Origin of the sequence: Anaerotruncus colihominis (assembly GCF_010206195.1) — a bacterium.
Taxonomy (GTDB): Bacteria; Bacillota; Clostridia; order Oscillospirales; family Ruminococcaceae; genus Anaerotruncus; species Anaerotruncus colihominis_A.
The window spans coordinates 1-18,043 of record NZ_VIQT01000004.1 but is presented as its reverse complement, the minus strand read 5'-3'; the positions used below and the strand labels follow the sequence as shown (position 1 = coordinate 18,043).

The 18,043-nt window shown below is 58.0% G+C and carries 17 protein-coding genes; 16 read left to right on the top strand and 1 reads right to left on the bottom strand.

What is annotated here, in order from left to right:
• Positions 1–100 precede the first annotated feature (100 nt).
• From FMM72_RS02200 to FMM72_RS02125, 16 genes are all read left to right on the top strand, one after another.
• Entirely contained in the window at positions 101–466 is a 366-nt protein-coding gene (locus tag FMM72_RS02200; protein WP_160209586.1) for a cell division protein ZapA, read from the top strand.
• Positions 463–2,541, top strand: coding sequence for a U32 family peptidase (locus tag FMM72_RS02195; RefSeq protein WP_162220452.1), 2,079 nt, complete (start codon positions 463–465; stop codon positions 2,539–2,541). Before FMM72_RS02200 ends, FMM72_RS02195 begins: the two co-directional genes overlap by 4 nt.
• A 299-nt stretch (positions 2,542–2,840) precedes the next feature.
• On the top strand, positions 2,841–3,281 hold the full coding sequence (dut, locus tag FMM72_RS02190; RefSeq protein ID WP_160209584.1) for a dUTP diphosphatase: 441 nt from the start codon (positions 2,841–2,843) through the stop codon (positions 3,279–3,281).
• 15 nt (positions 3,282–3,296) lie between these two features.
• Complete coding sequence (locus tag FMM72_RS02185) at positions 3,297–3,596, top strand: DUF4321 domain-containing protein (protein WP_160209583.1); 300 nt, start codon at positions 3,297–3,299, stop codon at positions 3,594–3,596.
• Entirely contained in the window at positions 3,565–4,149 is a 585-nt protein-coding gene (locus tag FMM72_RS02180; RefSeq protein WP_243151614.1) for a Maf family protein, read from the top strand. Before FMM72_RS02185 ends, FMM72_RS02180 begins: the two co-directional genes overlap by 32 nt.
• Before the next feature lie 643 nt (positions 4,150–4,792).
• Entirely contained in the window at positions 4,793–5,848 is a 1,056-nt protein-coding gene (locus FMM72_RS02175; protein ID WP_160209582.1) for a rod shape-determining protein, read from the top strand.
• A 262-nt stretch (positions 5,849–6,110) separates the two neighbouring features.
• A complete protein-coding gene (mreC, locus tag FMM72_RS02170; protein ID WP_162220451.1) occupies positions 6,111–6,971 on the top strand; it encodes a rod shape-determining protein MreC in 861 nt (286 codons plus the stop codon).
• Positions 6,964–7,485: a hypothetical protein gene (locus tag FMM72_RS02165; RefSeq protein WP_160209580.1), complete on the top strand. Its 522-nt coding sequence runs from the start codon at positions 6,964–6,966 to the stop codon at positions 7,483–7,485. The genes mreC and FMM72_RS02165 overlap by 8 nt, the downstream gene beginning before the upstream one ends.
• 219 nt (positions 7,486–7,704) lie before the next feature.
• Complete coding sequence (locus FMM72_RS02160; protein ID WP_162220450.1) at positions 7,705–9,789, top strand: peptidoglycan D,D-transpeptidase FtsI family protein; 2,085 nt, start codon at positions 7,705–7,707, stop codon at positions 9,787–9,789.
• Between the two features lie 26 nt (positions 9,790–9,815).
• Positions 9,816–10,538, top strand: coding sequence for a cellulose synthase operon protein YhjQ/BcsQ (locus FMM72_RS02155; protein WP_160209578.1), 723 nt, complete (start codon positions 9,816–9,818; stop codon positions 10,536–10,538).
• Positions 10,539–10,668: 130 nt separating this feature from the next.
• On the top strand, positions 10,669–11,073 hold the full coding sequence (gene mgsA / locus FMM72_RS02150; protein WP_040343241.1) for a methylglyoxal synthase: 405 nt from the start codon (positions 10,669–10,671) through the stop codon (positions 11,071–11,073).
• A 420-nt stretch (positions 11,074–11,493) separates the two neighbouring features.
• On the top strand, positions 11,494–12,813 hold the full coding sequence (gene hisS / locus FMM72_RS02145; protein WP_162220449.1) for a histidine--tRNA ligase: 1,320 nt from the start codon (positions 11,494–11,496) through the stop codon (positions 12,811–12,813).
• 23 nt (positions 12,814–12,836) lie between these two features.
• The gene (aspS, locus tag FMM72_RS02140) at positions 12,837–14,615 is read left to right on the top strand and encodes an aspartate--tRNA ligase (protein ID WP_162220448.1); all 1,779 of its coding nucleotides are present in this window, start codon (positions 12,837–12,839) and stop codon (positions 14,613–14,615) included.
• A 76-nt stretch (positions 14,616–14,691) separates the two neighbouring features.
• Positions 14,692–15,462, top strand: a complete 771-nt coding sequence (locus FMM72_RS02135; RefSeq protein ID WP_162220447.1) for a hydrogenase maturation nickel metallochaperone HypA — start codon at positions 14,692–14,694, stop codon at positions 15,460–15,462.
• On the top strand, positions 15,357–15,722 hold the full coding sequence (locus FMM72_RS02130; protein ID WP_162220446.1) for a hypothetical protein: 366 nt from the start codon (positions 15,357–15,359) through the stop codon (positions 15,720–15,722). The genes FMM72_RS02135 and FMM72_RS02130 overlap by 106 nt, the downstream gene beginning before the upstream one ends.
• An 18-nt stretch (positions 15,723–15,740) precedes the next feature.
• Positions 15,741–16,955, top strand: coding sequence for a class I SAM-dependent rRNA methyltransferase (locus FMM72_RS02125; protein WP_162220445.1), 1,215 nt, complete (start codon positions 15,741–15,743; stop codon positions 16,953–16,955).
• 496 nt (positions 16,956–17,451) lie between these two features.
• On the opposite strand, the gene FMM72_RS02120 is transcribed toward FMM72_RS02125, so the two are convergent.
• The gene (locus FMM72_RS02120; RefSeq protein ID WP_160209573.1) at positions 17,452–17,784 is read right to left on the bottom strand and encodes a helix-turn-helix domain-containing protein; all 333 of its coding nucleotides are present in this window, start codon (positions 17,782–17,784) and stop codon (positions 17,452–17,454) included.
• Positions 17,785–18,043 lie beyond the last annotated feature (259 nt).

Below are 18,043 nucleotides of genomic sequence, written 5' to 3'. Positions count from 1 at the left end.
GCGGCCAAATGCGTTATAATAAGGATGATGGCCGGCAATAAGAATCCAACGCCGGCCGCGCGTTGCGCGCAAAACCCACAGGAAGGCAGCGGACTGAATTATGAATACATTCAACCGGATAAGGATTGTCGTAAACGGCGTCCATTATACAATTTCAACGGCGGAGCCGGAGGAATATGTGCAGCAGCTGGCGCAGGAGCTTAACGAGCAAATCCGCGGCGTCACCGATAAAAACCCCTCGATCTCGTTTAACGATGTGATGGTCCTGTGCGCCATCAATTATATTGATGCATACAAGCGCAGCGAGGAGAACGCCGACCGGATGCGCACGCAGATTTCCGAGTATCTGGAGGACGCCGCCAAAGCGCGCATCGAGCTTGACGAGGTCAAGCGTGAAAACGCCCATCTGCGCCGCCAGCTTGACGGACGCGAGACAAAGGGCCAGACAAAGCTGGAGGAAAAGTGAGCGCACGGGCCGGTCAGCCGGAGGTGCTCGCGCCGGCCGGCAGTCCCGCCGCGCTTGATGCGGCGCTGCTCTGCGGTGCGGACGCGGTGTATTTTGGCGTTGATGTGCTCAATGCACGGCGCAACGCCGAAAACTTCACGCTGGAGCATTTGGCGGACACTGTCCGCCGGTGCCATGTGCGGGGTGTCAAGGTATACCTGACGCTCAATATCGTTGTGCTCGAACAGGAAATCCCGCAGCTCATGCAGGCGGCCGAGGCCGCCTGCGCGGCCGGCGTGGACGCCGTGATTGTGCAGGACGCCGGCGAGGCGGCAATCCTGCGCCGCTGCGCGCCCAAACTGCCGCTGCACGCTTCAACGCAGATGGCCGTGCACAATGCCGAGGGCGCGCGCCGGCTGGAATCGATGGGGTTTTCGCGCGTCGTTGCAGCGCGCGAATGCGCAAAGGATGAGCTTGCTGCCATCGCGGCCGGCACTTCGATGCAGGTCGAGGCGTTTGTACACGGCGCGCTGTGCATGAGCGTTTCGGGACAGTGTTATTTAAGCTCCGTGCTGGGGCGGCGCAGCGGAAACCGGGGACTGTGCGCACAGCCATGCCGTCTGGCGTTTACGGCGGGCGGCTGCGGCCATGCGCTTTCGCTCAAGGATATGAGCCTGATTGAACGCGTCCGCGAGCTGCAAAAGGCCGGCGTCTGTTCGCTGAAAATCGAAGGGCGGATGAAACGGCCGGAATATGTCGCCGCCGCTGTGACGGCGTGCCGCGCCGCCTTAGCGGGTGAAACGCCGGATTTGGAGTCTTTGCAGGCCGTATTTTCGCGCAGTGGATTTACGAATGGTTATTTCGATGGCCGCATTGATTCCAACCTGTTTGGATATCGTCAGAAAGAGGATGTGACAGCGGCCGCCGGCGTGCTTGGCAAGCTGGAAAACCTGTACGCCGATCCGCGCCGTCAGGTGCAGAAGGTCGGCGTTGAGATGGCGTTTGCGATGAAGGCCGGCGCGCCGGCTTCCCTGTCGGTACTCGACTGCGACGGAAACCGCGTCTGCGCCGAGGGGGATATCCCGCAGGCGGCCGTCAATAAACCGACAGACCCGGACCGTGCGCGCGCCGCGCTGTGCAAGACGGGAGGGACGCCGTATCGTGTAGAGCGGGCGCTTTGTTCGATCGATCCGGGGCTGATGCTGCCTGCGTCGTCGATCAACGCGCTGCGGCGCGACGCGCTTGCAAAGCTCGACGGGGAGCGGGGCGCGCCGCGGCCGGTCCAATTTGACGCGGATGCACTCTGGACGCCGCCCGACAGTCCGCACGCGCAGCGTCCGGCGCTGCATGTGCGTCTGTACGATCCAAAACAGCTCAGTGAGGAAATGATGGAGGCGGCCGCGCTTGTGACGCTGCCCGTGCAGGCGTTGCTGGACCTCCTTGAAAGGGATGTGCCGCCGTGTCCAAAAAAGCTGTGCGCGGGCCTTCCCCGCATTCTGTTTGACGGACAGGACAGGCTGCGGGCGCAGCTTGAACGCCTGCGCGGGTATGGCGTCAAGCATGCGGCGGTGGGAAATCCCGGCGCGGCGCAGATTGCGGCGGACTATGGTTTTGCGATGCACGGAGAGCCGTTTCTCAATGTAACGAATTCCTACGCGGCCGAGGCGCTGGCCGGATGGGGGCTTTGTGATCTGGCTTTGTCGTTTGAATTGAGCCTTGACGCGGCGCGGGCGCTGCGGTCGCCGGTTTTGCGCGGCGTGACTGTGTACGGCCGCCTGCCGCTGATGACAATGCGGGCCTGTCCGGTCAAGGCGTTTGTCGGCTGCGCGCGGTGCAGGCAGGGGGAAAATTTCATAACCGACCGGCGCGGCGAACCCTTTTATACAAGCTGCGCGTATGGCTGCGCCGAGCTGCTCAACCCGATGCCGCTGTATATGGCGGACCGTTTGGACGAGCTTGGCGGCTTCGACTTCGTCGAGCTGCGCTTTACAACCGAGACGCCCGCCGACTGCGCGCGCATCCTGCGCGCATACCGTCACGGCGGCAGATGCGACGGCCCGTTCACGCGCGGCCTCCTCTATAAAACCGTCCTGTAGCTCTGGCCTTTTTGAAAAAAGGCCCCCGCTTTTTTGAAAAAAAGCTTGGCAAAAAACTTAGTTCGGCTGCGCCGTAAACAGTGGGGCAGGCGTTGCGTAATCAGGTTTTACGCCGCGTCGATCAAAAGTTTTCGCCCGCCTTTCCAGCATTTTTGAAAAAAGGCTTCGGCGAAAAACTTAGTTCGGCTGCGCCGCGAACAGTGGGGCAAGTCCCCGTGTTTTTACAGGCTGCGCTGCGAACAGTGGGGCGGGCGCCGGCTTTTGAGATAAGCGCATATATAAATGATAAATGAAAAGGAATGACCGCCATGTTAAAAATCAAACGCCTGCGCCCGTCGGCGCAAATCCCGTCGTATGCGACGCCGGGCAGCGCTGGGCTTGACCTGTGCGCGGACTTGGACGCGCCGGTGACGCTGGAGCCGGGCGGCGCGGCCACAATTCCGACCGGCCTTGCCGTACAGCTTGAGCCGGGACGGGCCGGATTCATTTTTGCGCGCAGCGGGCTTGGCGTGCGCCATGGAATCGTCCCGTCAAACTGCGTCGGCGTGATCGACAGCGATTATCGGGGTGAAATTTTGGTTGGGCTGCGCAACCAGTCGCAGGAGGCGTTTATCATAGAGCCTGGCATGCGCGTCGCGCAGATGGTGATTCTGGCGGTGGAGACGCCGCCGCTTTTGGAATGCGAGACGCTCGACGATACGGCGCGCGGCGCGGGCGGCTTTGGCTCGACAGGAAGCTGATCGGAGGGATGAACAATGCGCAAAACCCTGATAGCAGTTTTTTATTTAATTGCGGCCGTGGTGATCGGCGCGCTTCTGGCGGCGGCGACGGCACAGATTCCGTTTTTGTCGTGGCTGGCGTTCGGCAAGAGCATCGGTATTCCGGTGGATTCGCCGGCGGTGCTCGATCTGTCGGTCATCAAGCTTGCGTTCGGTTTTGAGGTTGGCGTGACGGTGGCGCATATCCTGTGCTTTATCGGCGCGTTTGCGGGATACAAATATACAGTGAAAAGGATGCGTCTTGATGAACGCGATGAATATGAAAAGGGAGAATAGAGTCCTGCTTGCGTCGCAGTCGCCGCGCAGGCGGGAACTGATGAAGCTGCTGTTTGCGGACTTCGATACATGCGTCACAAACGCCGACGAAACGCTTCCGGCCGGCGCTGCGCCAGGCGAGGCCGTGCGGGAAATCGCACTGCGCAAAGCGCGTGCCGCCGCGTGGGAGCATATGGACGCGATTGTGATCGCCGCCGATACAGTTGTTTCAATTGATGGGATGATCCTGGGAAAGCCGCGCGACGCCGGACAGGCGGCGCAGATGCTCCGCCGCTTGTCCGGACGCATACACCAGGTCTTTACAGGCGTGGCGCTCTGCCGCAGCGGGCATGAGGAGTCGTTTTTTGTAAAAACCGACGTTGCGTTTGCGCCGCTTGATGAAAGTGAGATCACATGGTACCTGACGACGGACGAGCCGTTTGACAAAGCCGGTGCGTATGGTATCCAGGGGTATGGCGCGCGTTTTATCACTGGGATTACGGGCGACTATTTCAATGTTATGGGCCTGCCGGTCAACGCAATTTATGAACGTCTTGGCGAAATTTGCCGCTAATGGTGTAAAAAACGCAAAACGTTAACAATCTGGTTGTTGTGCATTGGACAAAGGTACGGTATAATAACCGCAGGGCGGTTATTATATGCCTCATGGCCGGGGCGATTCGCGGGCGCAGCCCGCTGCCGCCCCAATGGCATATTATACCATGCCGCTTTGCGGACATGGTATAATAACCGCAGGGCGGTTATTATACGACTCATGGCCGGGGCGATTCGCGGGCGCAGCCCGCTGCCGCCCCAATGGCCGATTATACCATGCCGCTTCGCGGACATGGTATAATAACCGCAGGGCAAACAGCTTTGCCGTTTGCGGCCGCCATCCGGCGGCAAACGCTGCCGCCCCAATGGTCAAATATACCATGCCGCTTCGCGGCAGACAAGCTTGAAAGAGCTTGCCGCTGTGGTATAATAAACACAGAGTGTTTATTATACCAGGTTATGCCCAACGGCTCGCCGCTTATGGGGCAACCGCCTTATGACCAGGGCAATACGCGGTCGATGGCTAGCCGCCTGCGGTGGGCTTTGTTTCATACGGAACGCAAAGAAGAAATATACAGGAATGGCCTTTTACATACCGCAAAACGCGGATTGCTTCGATTGGAAATCGTTCCTGTTGAGATTTAAAGGGGGACGTTGCAAATATGTTCACAAAGGATATCGGTATTGACCTAGGCACAGCCAATACGTTGATTTTTAGGAAGGGCAAAGGCATTATTATGCGCGAGCCGTCCGTTGTCGCGGTCGATACGCGCAACGATACGGTGCGCTATGTCGGGCGCGAGGCCAAGGAGGTCATCGGGCGCACGCCGGGCAGCATTGTCGCGGTGCGCCCGCTCAAGGACGGCGTCATCGCCGACTTTGATATCACGGCTTCGATGCTTCAGATTTTTATCAAAAAGGTGTTTAACAATTCTGTGCTGGCGCGTCCCAGAATTATCATCTGCATCCCGTCGGGCGTCACCGAGGTCGAGCGCCGCGCTGTGCGCGAGGCGGCCTTTAAGGCCGGGGCAAAGCATGTTTCGATCATCGAGGAGCCGATGGCGGCCGCGATCGGCGCGGGCCTGCCCGTCGCCGAGGCGACAGGCAGCATGGTTGTCGATATCGGCGGCGGTACAAGTGAGGTCGCGGTGATCTCGCTCGGCGGCATTGTCGCGTCGCGCTCGGTGCGTATCGGCGGCGATGAGCTTGATAATTCCATCATCCAGTACATCAAGCGAAAATACAACCTGCTCATCGGCGAGCGCACGGCTGAGGATATTAAAATCGACATCGGTTCGGCATTTCCGTTTGAAAACGAGGCCGCGTCCGAAGGCGACGAATCCAAGGAGCCGCCCAAGACGGTCAAGGACATCAAAGGCCGCGACCTGATGGACGGTTTGCCCAAGAATATCCAGATCACCTCGCAGGAGATCCGCGAGGCTTTGGCCGATCCGCTCTCGCTCGTGCTCGACGCGATCCGTACCACGCTGGAAAAGACGCCCCCGGAGCTTTCGGCCGACATCATCGACCACGGCATCACGCTCACGGGCGGCGGCGCGTTGCTGCGCGGCCTGGACGCCTTGATCGAAAAGGAGACGGGTATGCCCGTACATATCGCGCAGACGCCGCTTGACTGTGTGGCGATGGGTACAGGTAAGGTGCTCGACGACATCGACCGTCTGCGCGAGCTGCTGTCCGATGATACGAAGAGCTACTGATATCATTGAAACACTTCAAAAGCGCCGCTTTTGAAGTTTGCGGCTTGTACAGCCTACAGCCGCGGAGGACCGTTTGCGCAGTTCTGTTTCGCATTACATAGTTAAAAGCGCATTTCACGCGCCTGCGGGCTGAAAGCCCGCTTGCCTGAAAACAAATCGTTTTCAAGTTTTTTGGCCACATCATTCGCCTGTGCTTTCGGGCGCCTGATCGAATTGTGTATCATCATCCGCCCGCGGCGGATGTCTGGAAAGGTTTCGTCTCTTGGGAGAATTTTTTAAAAGCGGAAAATTTAAAGTGTTGATCGCCCTGTTTATCATGCTGATTGCATTGATGCTGCGCGCATCCTGGACAGGCGGTCTGTCTCCGGCCATCGAGCAGGTGGCCGGAGCTATTGTCGCGCCGTTTCAGAAGCTTTCATCGACGATTTCGGACGGTGTGAGCGGCCTTTTCCAACGGTACGCGCGTGCCGACGAGGTCGCGCAGGAGAACGAGGCGCTGCGCGACGAGATCAACGGGCTGCGTGCGCAGCTTGTCAATTATGAGGAATACAAGCACGAAAACGAGGAGCTGCGCAAATATCTGGACATCGAATACAAAGAGGAGCATCCGGATTTTGAGATGGAACCTGCGGCTGTGGTCGCGCGCGACCCGGACAGCCGGTTTTATTCGTTCACGATCGACAGAGGTTCGCTCGACGGCGTCGCGCCGTATGATCCTGTCATCTGCGCGGACGGGTTGGTCGGACGCGTCAAGGAGGTCGGTCTGACCTATTCAAAAGTCATCACCATTCTTGACGTTGAGATCGATGTGGGCGCCTACGACGCGCGCACGCGCGATATCGGCATTGTCAACGGCTCGGTTGTGCTCGCGGCGGACGGCCGCTGCATCATGAACTATCTGCCGCGTGAAAGCGGCGCCGCGCAGGGGGATTTGGTCGTGACATCAGGCGGAAACCTCTATCCAAAAGGGCTTGTGATCGGCAAGATCGCCAGGCTGGACAACGCGCCCGGCAATATTTCGCTGTATGCGGAAATTGAACCGACCGCTGATATCCGCAATCTGACCGATGTAATGGTGATCACATCCTTCAACGGGCAGAAGGGGGGCGCGCCCGTTGAATAACCGGAAATGGTACCGTGTGGCCAAATATGCCGCCTATGCCGTTCTTATGCTGTTTTTATATGTATTACAGACAACGCCGCGCCTTTTTTCCATCCTGGGCGTGCGTCCAAATCTGGTTATCCCGGCGGCTGTGTGTATCGCCGTGCTGGAGGGTGCGTTCGCAGGCGGCGTTTATGGAGCTTTGGCTGGTATCCTGTGCGATCTGGTCGGAAGCGCGCTGTTTGGTTTCAGCGCCATCATCCTCATGCCCGCGTGCGTTGCGGCCGGGCTGCTGGTGACGTATCTGCTGCGTCCCGGAATCATCAACTATGTTCTGCTGCTGGCCGGCGTGCTGCTCACGCGCGGCCTGCTCGACTTCCTGCTCAATTATGTGATGTGGGGTTACGACAGCGTGTGGATGGTATTTGTATATGGGATCCTGCCGGGTATTATCTATTCAGCGGCTGTATCGCCGCTGATCTATTATCTGCTCGCGCTGATACGCGGACAGTTTGAAGCACGAATGGAAATCTGATTAAGGGCTGTTTGAAAAATTAAAATTACCGTCTTGTTTTACAAACAGCGGCGGACGCCGCGTAAAAAAGCCTCGGAATCCGAAAGGATTCCTGCGTTTTTTGCCTTGCATTCTCCAGCTGTTTGTGAACAATCCGGCGATTCCTCTATTTCCAAACAAGCCCTAGGCCAGTAATATGCGCCGCGCGCAGGGCCGGTGCGGCGCTGACAGGGGGAAGGCATGAATCCAAAAAGACAATCGCTGCGCGCGGCGCTGCTGCTGACGCTGCTGTGCGTGGTGCTTGCGCTGTATTGCCTGCGCCTGATGCAGATGCAGGTGGTTGACGGCGAAAAGATAATGGCGGAAATTGAACGCGGGAGCACGACCGAACAGGTGATCAAGGCGGCGCGCGGCGAAATTCTGGACCGCAATGGCCGGCCCCTCGCATCAAATACGATTGGACGCGACGTGGTGATCAATCAGGCGTATATGGAGCGCGGAACAACAAACCGGACGATTCTGCGCCTGATCGATATCATGGAGGAGGCCAATGAGGATTGGATTGACAATCTGCCGATTACAGAACAGGAGCCGTTCGCGTTCAAGGAAAGCGATGTGTACGAGGTGTCGATTGCGCGGCTGAAAGACGCGCTCGGCGTCGCGCAATATGCGACGGTGGATGATGTGATGTCGCATCTGATCGAAAATTACGGGCTGGAGGAGTTAAGCCCGCTTGACGCGCGCCGTGTGGCCGGCGTGCGCTATGAAATGGATCAGCGCGGTTTTTCTGCGTCGGTCCCCTATACGTTCGCTACGGATATCAAGATCGAAACGATCCCGAAAATCAAGGAACGGAGCTTTGAGATTCCGGGCGTCGATGTTGTGGAAAGCACCATCCGGCAATATGTGGCGGGCAACCTGGCGCCGCATCTGGTCGGGACGACCGGGCCGATCTACAAGCCGCAGTGGGACGAGGCTGAAAAGGTGAAAAATCCTGACGACAGTATTTCAGCCGTGATTGGTGAAAAGACATATCAGATGAATGACCAGATCGGAAAATCCGGCGCGGAGCTTGCGTTTGAGGGATACCTCAAGGGCACGGACGGCACGCGGCGTATCACGACAAATGCCGCGGGCGATGTGATCGAGGTTGCGGAGGAGCATGAGCCTGTTCCTGGAAACACGGTTGTGACCACCATTGATTCGCGCCTGCAAAAGGTGGCGCAGGATGCGCTTGAGAGCAACATTAAAATGCTCCGGGAGACGAAAAAGCCCGGACGCGGCCAGGAGGCCGAGGCCGGCGCGGCTGTTGTGGTCGAAGTCAACACTGGCGAGCTGCTTGCCGCGGCGACGTATCCATCGTACAACCTGGCGACATATCAGCGCGATTACGACCAGCTTGCCGCGACAGAGGGCGAGCCGCTTTTCAACCGTGCGCTTTCGGCCGCATATACGCCCGGTTCCTCCTTCAAGCCCATGGTTGCGGCCGCCGCGCTTGCCGAGGGCGTGATTACGCCGGAGACGATGTACAATTGTACACATATTTACGGCCGCTTTACAGATGTTGGATACTCGCCGCAGTGCGAGGGTTATCACGGAATGCTCAGCGTCGTGACGGCGCTGCGGTATTCCTGTAACATTTTCTTCTATGAGGCCGGATATTATATGGGCATTGATAAAATTGACGAATACGGCGCACTGTTTGGTTTCGGACAGCCGACCGGCATCGAGCTTGCCGAAAATATCGGGCAGGTGGCCTCGCCTGAGGTCAAGGCGTCGTCGCCCGCTTATGCGGACGATCCGTCGTGGCGGCCGGGCGATGTCATCCAGGCGGCCATCGGCCAGCAGGCGACAACGATCTCGCCGCTGCAATTGGCAAACTACACCGCTACGATCGCCAACAATGGAAAGCGCATGAAGGTAACAATGCTTAAATCGGTCAAATCGTATACGCTTGACGAAACGGTCTATGAACATGAGCCGGAGGTCGCGCAGTTCATTGACGAACCGTGGGCGATCAAAACCGTGCAGGAAGGCATGGTCGCAGCTTCGCGCATCGGTACGGCAGCGGGCACATTCGCCAATTACCCGATTACAGTCGGCTCTAAAACAGGTACGCCGGAACGCGGAGACGGGCTGTGCAACGCTGTGTTTATCGCATACGCGCCCGCCGAGGATCCGGAGATTGCGGTGGCGGTCGTGGTGGAAAAGGGCTGGGAAGGATATCAGATCGCGCCGGTTGCGCGCGAAATTTTCGACGCGTACTTTTTTACACAGGGCGATGCGGCGTCAGGCGGCTCGGGCTATGGCGCGCTGGCGCCGTAGGAGGCGCCGGAAGGGGAAGAAAGCGAATGGCACAGATGATTCTGGTGACAAGCGGGCGCGGCGGCGCGGGTAAATCGGCCGTGTGCGCGTATCTTGGCGCGGCGTTGGCTGCGTGTGGTAAAACGGTTTTGATCATCGAGGCGTCGCGCCGCTCGCTTGATGTATTTTTGGGCGTACAGGACCGCGTTGTGTTCGACCTTGCCGATGCGCTTGCACATCGCTGCGAGCTTGGCGAGGCTACAGTCACGTGTGAAAACGGTGTCCGGCTGATTTGCGGCCCGGTCGCCGGCGACACGCCGAAGCTCGGAGAATGGGCGTGCGCGCAGCTGCGCAGCGCGCTGGACGGGCACTTTGACTTTATTCTCGCGGAAATGGACGGTTCCGATCCGGCGCTTGCCGCGCTGGCGGCCTGCGCCGACCGTGCGGCGATCGTCTGCGCGGCGGATCGCGTCTCCGCGCGCGACAGCCGCTCCGTATCGGACGCTCTGGCCGCCGCGGGGATGCAGGATATCCGGCTGTGTATCAATATGCTCACGCGCGAATTTGCGCGCGAGCGTCCGGTGCCGGATCTGGATTGGATGATCGACAATGTCTGTGCGCAGCTGATTGCGGTTGTTCCGTTTGACGGGGCGCTGGTGACGCCGGCGCCCATGGGAAAAAATACAAATCTAGCGAATCTAACCAAAATCATATTTGATAATTTTGCACAAAGAATTATGGGAAACTATATTGATTTGGAGCTGCAATAAATGTTATAATAAATTATATCGCTTTACTTGGAACCATTTATAAAGAGAATAAATGAGTCTGGCGAACTGGTACGCGCGCCAAAATGCGGCCGGACGCGTGAGCGGTCCGAGCAGATGGGAGGTAACATCAATGAACATTGCGCTGATTGCACATGATTCAAAAAAAGAATTGATGGTACAGTTTTGCATTGCGTACTGCGGCGTTTTCAGCCGGCATGATATCTGTGCCACGGGTACGACCGGGAAGTTTGTCGCGGAAGCGACCGGCTTGGAGGTGATGCGTTTCCTTGGAGGCGCTCAGGGCGGCGATCAGCAGATTGCGGCGCGCATCGCCTGCAATGAAATTGACCTGCTGCTGTTTTTTCGCGATCCGATCCGTGCGCGTCCGGACGAGCCTGACGAAGCTGGCCTGCTGCGGCTGTGCGACGTGCACAACATCCCGGTGGCCACCAATATTGCTACGGCGGAGGCGCTGATCCACGCGCTTGAACGCGGAGACCTTGACTGGCGCAACATCGTCAATCCGAAGCGGTAGCCTTTCCAGGAGTCCGGATAGGCTTCCGGTATTTTTCCGTCAGGCCGGGTAGACGGCCGAAGCAGTCATTTAACCGCGCCTTTGCGCGTAAAAAGCACCTCGCCGCGCACGGCTTTGCAGTGCCGCCGGCGGGGTTTTTGTATTGATACGGGCACATCATCTATCATGATACGGGAATTGGCCGCGCCGTATCCGACGGTGGTAAAGATCTGGCCGCCTGCGGCGGCAGGACGGCTGAAAAAGTTGCATCGCGCGGCATGCGTCCATTGAAAAATCAAGTTGGACTGTTTATAATAAGGATATCTGCCAAAAACAGCCGGCGGAAAACCCATCCATATGGCAATGAGCCAATACGGCCAGGAAACCGGATGGAATTTGTGCCCGCCGCTTGCGGCTGGCTTTTATGGGAGGACAATCAAAATGGCGTTACTCACAAACGCGCCGCGCGGCACACAGGATGTGCTGCCTTCGCAAAGCGCAAGATGGCGGTACATTGAGGAGACGGCGCTCGATACGGCGCGCCTGTTCGGTTTTGAGGAAATCCGCGTGCCGACCTTTGAGCATACGGAGCTTTTTAACCGCTCTGTCGGCGATACGACGGACGTTGTGCAGAAGGAGATGTACACGTTTTTTGATAAAGGCGACCGTTCGATTACACTGCGGCCCGAGGGGACGGCCGGCGTGATGCGGGCAATCCTGCAAAATGGACTGACCGGCGGACCGCTGCCGGTTAAGGCGAGCTATGTCATAAGCTGTTTTCGATATGAAAAGCCGCAGGCTGGCCGCCTGCGTGAATTCCACCAGTTCGGTGTGGAGATGGCCGGCGCGGCGTCGCCCGCGGCCGACGCACAGGTGATCGCGCTGGCCAAGGCGGTGTTTGACGCGCTCGGTGTGACGGGGCTGGCGCTGGAGATCAATTCGATCGGCTGCCCGGAGTGCCGCGCCCGTTATCATGAGGCACTGCGCGCCTATTTTCAGGCGCGCGCCGGCGAGCTGTGCGAGACATGCCGCGGACGTTTGGAAAAAAACCCGATGCGCATCCTCGACTGCAAAAGCCCGGTCTGTGCGCAGATTGCCGAGGGCGCGCCGCACGTGCTCGATTATATCTGCGACGACTGCCGCGCCCACTTTGAGGGGTTAAAGACGCGTCTTGATGCGCTTGGCATCGCTTATACGGTCAATCCGACGATTGTGCGCGGGCTTGATTATTATACGCGCACCGTATTTGAATTTGTGGCGACCGGCATCGGCGCGCAGGGGACTGTCTGCGGCGGCGGCCGGTACGACGGCCTGATCGAGATGCTCGGCGGCACACCGACGCCGTCGATCGGTTTTGCGATGGGATTGGAGCGTCTTTTGCTTGTCATGGATCAGCAGGGCTGCGCATTTTTGGAGCCGCAGCAGTGCACCATGTATATCGGCAGCATGGGCGAGGCCGCGTCGGTGCGTGCGATACAGCTCGCCGACGGGCTGCGGCGGGAAGGCTTCTGGGCCGAGTGCGATACGGTCGGACGCAGCGTCAAGGCACAGATGAAATATGCAGACAAGCTCGGCGCGAAATTCAGCTGTATTCTCGGCGACAATGAGCTTGCGGCCGGGAAAGCGACTGTCAAGCGGATGGACAGCGGTGTACAGACCGAGTTAAAGCTTGACGCGGACGTGTTTACGCGTTATGTGTACCACAATACCTTTGAAGAAATCGCCGAAAGCGGACCGGCGCCAGAGCTTTCTCAAAAATGACGATATGATAGGAGAAATACAGGATGGATACAATGCAGGGGTTAAAACGGACGGACTATTGTGGCGCATTTACGGCGGCCGACGACGGCAGGCAGGCGGTCGTATGCGGATGGGTTCAGCGCGTGCGCGACAAGGGGATGCTGGTATTTATTGATCTGCGCGACCGCACAGGCGTCATGCAGCTCGCCTTTGATGATAAAACCGCCGCAGATCTGCGCGCCAAGGCGCAGACTGTGCGCGCTGAATTCGTATTGATGGCGAAGGGCACTGTGCGTAAACGCGAATCGGTCAACCGCGATATCCCGACCGGTGAGGTCGAGCTTTATGTCGATGACCTGCGTATCCTGGCCAGAGCGCAGACGCCCCCGTTTGAGATTACAGATCAGACGAACGTCAAAGAGGAACTGCGCCTGCGTTACCGCTATCTTGACCTGCGCCGCAGCGAGATGCAGCATGCATTGCTGATGCGCCATAAGATTGTGAAAGCGGCGCACGATTATTACGATGAAAATGGTTTTATTGAGATTGAAACGCCCGCGCTGATCAAATCGACGCCGGAAGGCGCGCGCGATTATCTGGTACCCAGCCGCGTGCATCCGGGGGCGTTTTACGCGCTGCCGCAGTCGCCGCAGCAGTATAAGCAGATGCTGATGCTGTCCGGTTTTGACCGCTATATGCAGATCGCGCGGTGTTTCCGCGACGAGGATCTGCGCGCTGACCGTCAGCCGGAGTTCACACAGATTGACCTGGAGATGTCGTTTGTCGACGAGGACGACGTGATGACGGTCAATGAAGGCTTTATGAAGCGTGTGTTTCACGATGTGCTCGGCGTTGAGATCGAGACGCCGTTTCTGCGTATGCCGTATGATGAGGCGATGCGCCGCTTTGGCTCCGACAAGCCTGACGTGCGCTTTGGCATGGAGCTGACCGATTTGTCCGATCTGCTTTCCGGGTGTGCGTTCAAGGTGTTCCGCGGCGCGCTCGACGCGGGCGGCAGCGTGCGCGCCATCAACGCGAAGGGCGCGGCCGACCATCTGTCGCGCAAGGAGATCGATAAGCTGGCCGATTTTGTCAGGACATACCGCGCGGGCGGCCTGGCGTTTACACGCCTGACGCACGATGCGGAAAGTTCCTCCTATGAGAAATTCCTTACAGACACGGAAAAAGACGCGATCCGTGCGCGTATGGGCGCGGAGAAGGGCGACGTGATCCTGATTGTCGCGGACGGTAAAAACCAGACGGTGTTTGACAGCCTGGGCGCGCTGCGTGTGGAGCTTGGCAATCGCCTGGGCCTGATTCAGCCGGGCGTGTTTAAATTTTTGTGGGTGACGCAGTTCCCGCTGTTTGAATACAGCGAGGAGGAGGACCGTTATGTCGCCAAGCATCACCCCTTCACACATCCGGCCTTTGAGGACATCGACCGTGTCGAAAGCGACCCTGGCGTTTGCCGCGCACGCGCATATGATATGGTGCTCAATGGCTGCGAGGTCGGCGGCGGTTCCATCAGAATCAATACGCCGGAGCTTCAGGAGCGGATGTTCCGCGCGCTTGGCTTCAGCACGGAGGAGGCGCGCGCACGCTTCGGTTATCTGATTGACGCGTTTAAGTTCGGCGCGCCGCCGCATGGCGGTATGGCGTATGGGCTTGATCGCCTTGTGATGCTGATGCTGGAAAAGGATTCAATTCGCGATGTGATCGCTTTCCCGAAGGTACAGAACGCCAGCGAACTGATGACGCAATGCCCGGCCGAGGTCGATGAAAAGGCGCTGCGCGAGTTGTCGCTCGCCATCGTAAAAGAGTGAGGCACAGCGCGCGGCCCATATATGGGCCGCACGCCGGATTACGGGACCGAGTCCCTCATATTGGCGGTGTGTTAAATTGAGAATCAAGTGTGGGACATGCGGAAAACCATATGATTATGCGCGGTATGAAACATGTCCGCGCTGCGGCGCGCATAACCGGCCGCCGCGCGGCGGTGAAAAGTACGCATATGAGCCTGCGCAGGCGCCGGAAGGCGCGTACCATGATTTGTATACGCTGCTGCGGCAAACCGGCCGCCGTACCCGGCCCGGTCCGCGCAGTATGGCGCTGGCCGCGGTGCTTGTGCTGATGATCGGCCTGACTTTGATACAGGCGTACAGCCGTCTGCATTCTGGTTTGTCCCCACAAAGCCCGCTGCCCGCATGGGAGCCGGCCACGGAGCGGGCGTTCCAACCGGAGACGGATGCAGGCAGCCGGCTGGATGACGCTTCGGATGACGAGGGGGATGTGCCCGAAACGCCGCGCAGGACGGTCAAACCGGCGGGCGGTTCATACAGGCTCGCCGCCAGGGACGTTGCGAAAGACGATAGGGCGGCCTTTGCACCGGGCGCGGCGCAGGCCGCGCCCGGTGACGCCGGCGAAGCAGATGCTTTGCCGGCGGACGCGGCGGAAAACGCCGCGTCAAAGGCCGCCCCCTCCCCCGGCGATGGTTCGGCCATGCCGGACATCATGCGGCGCGCATCGGTTTCCTATCTGCAAACCAGCTTTGAAGGCGCGGGGGCGTGGCTCTCGAGGTTGTATGCACCGGCATTGTCGACGACCCGGATGTGCAGGAACGGCTGCTGCCCGGTGAAAAATGTATATTCATCCACTTCAATGCGCATGTGACCGACCATGGGCTGTTTAATTATGAATTTTTCCAGCCGCCGTTTGTACACGATGTGGATGGCCGCGGACGAAGGATGTTTCTGGACGAAATCCCGGATGGCTTTACATATCTTGAAGTTGACGATTTGCGGTACAGCGGCGCTGACGCCATGAGCGGCCAGTTGTTTTATGCGGTGCCGGAGGATTGCACACAGTTCACTCTGACATATGGCGCGCGCGACAGGGACGGAGAGCCTCAAAGCCTGCGATTGCGGGTATAACTGAAATAAGGAGAGCATATGAAGCAACGAAGCTTTGCGATCGCCCTTGTAAGCCAAAAGGCGCAGCGGCAGATTGAACAGGGGCATCCCTGGGTTTATGATACGGAGATACGTTCGATCGAAGGCGCATATGAAAACGGGGACCTTGTCGATATCGCAGGTGAAAAGGGAACATATCTTGGAACCGGATTCGTCAGTGAACAGTCAAAAATCCGCATCCGTATGGTTTCCCGCAATGCAAACGACCGCTTTGATGAAGCGTTTTGGGCGCGCCGCCTGCGCTATGCGTGGGAATATCGAAAAACTGTGCTGGACGAGACGGATTTGTCCTGTTGCCGTGTGATTTTTGGTGAGGCGGACCAGTTTCCGGGTTTGACGGTCGACCGCTTCGGCGATGTGCTGGTGACACAAACCCTGTCGCTTGGTATGGAACGTGTCAAGCCGCTTTTATTCCCGTTGCTGCGCGGGCTTCTGGAACAGGATGGGCAGCGAATTCGCGGCGTTTATGAACGAAACGATGTGCCCATCCGGGAGCTGGAAGGGCTTATGCAGGGACGCGGTTGGTTTGGCGGTGACGGCGGCGTGACAAAGACACAGATTGTTGAAAATGGGATTACTTACGAGGTCGACTTCGAAAACGGACAGAAAACAGGATTCTTTCTCGATCAGAAGTACAACCGCCGGGCAGTGGCGCGTCTTGCAAAGGGACGGCGTGTGCTCGATTGCTTCACGCACACAGGGTCGTTCGCGCTCAATGCGGCGCATGGCGGCGCAGCTTATGTGCGCGCCGTCGATGTGTCGGAGGCTGCCGTCGCGCTTGCGCGGGATAACGCGGCGCGTAACGGTCTGGATGGTGTGATCGAATGTCAGGCGGCCAATGTGTTCGATTTGCTGCCGGCGCTGGAAGCGGCGGGGGAACGTTTCGATTTTATCATTCTCGACCCGCCGGCGTTTACAAAGAGCCGCCGGACGGTTGGCGGTGCACAGCGCGGTTATAAGGAGATCAATCTGCGCGCGATGAAGCTGTTGCCGCGCGGCGGATATCTGGCGACCTGTTCCTGCTCCCATTTTATGACGGACGACCTGTTCCAAAGGATGCTGCGCGCTGCGGCCCATGATGCTTGTGTAAATCTGCGCCAGATCGAAGCGCGTCAGCAGTCGCCCGATCATCCGATTTTATGGAACGTTCCGGAAACAGATTACTTGAAATTTTATCTGTTTCAGGTTGTGTGATTTTGCGACTATTAGAAGAAAATACATTTTACCATTGGCATATTAAAATAAACGATACGCCCCGGAAGCTTAGAAGTTTCCGGGGCGTATCGTTGAAAAATGCAGAAAGACACAGCACTTGCAAAATCCACGCCAGCCGCACGGCGCTGGGGCGTGCACAATCCGTGCGCGGATTGCTCACCGCCGGGGGGCGCGCGTGACCCGTGCGCGGGTCACTCACCGCCGGGCGCTGCGCTTGCCCGGCCGGCTATTCGGGGCTCTCCGGCGGCTATAGCCGCCGGGCGCGGACAAGCCGCGGCAGCGCCCCTCAGCGCGCCTCACAAGGGGAGGGTCGAGCGACCCCTCCCCTTATGTTATCCCCACCTCTGCTTGGCGCGACCGTATTGGGCGCACGCCAGTACGTCCGGAGGGGGATCGTTTCACTGAACCTGCCCCACTGTTCGCGGCACAGCCGACTAAAGTTTTTTGCCAAGCTTTTTTTCAAAAAAGCGGAGGGCTATTCGTCGCCCGGCGAGCGGCTGCGGGTGATCAGGCGCAGGATTTCAAGCACCTCCCTGCGGCGCTTTTTTGGCAGACGCCGGTAAAGTTCAATCAATTCCTGCTCCGATGCGGTGACAAAAGACCCTGCGCTGCCTGTCCCGAGCACTTGGTCCGCTGAAAGCTGGTAAAGCTCCATAAGCTGCGCAAAGGTGGTCAGATCCGGTTCCGCGATGTTGTTTTCATAACCGGAGAGCGTTTTATTATTGATGCCGGTGCGCCGCATGACCTCAGTCTGTGTCAGGTCGCGGTCCTCTCGGGCTGATTTCAAAATGTATCCCAGGTTGTGCATAGCGGTTTCGGATGCCTCCTCGCCGGACAGTCCGAGCCTATCCGGCATTCATTGTGAAATCACGACAGGATTCTATGTTTAGTTTATATATTTTTTTCTCTTTAACGCGATTATTCTTAAAAATTACGAATATGTATATTGAAATCTTTAAAATTAAGATATAAAATGAAGTTATGCGGCAAATTTAAAGAATGGAGACAGCAGATGCACAGACAAATTGATATTTTTGGAGTAATCGCGCTTGGCATACTGGCTTCAC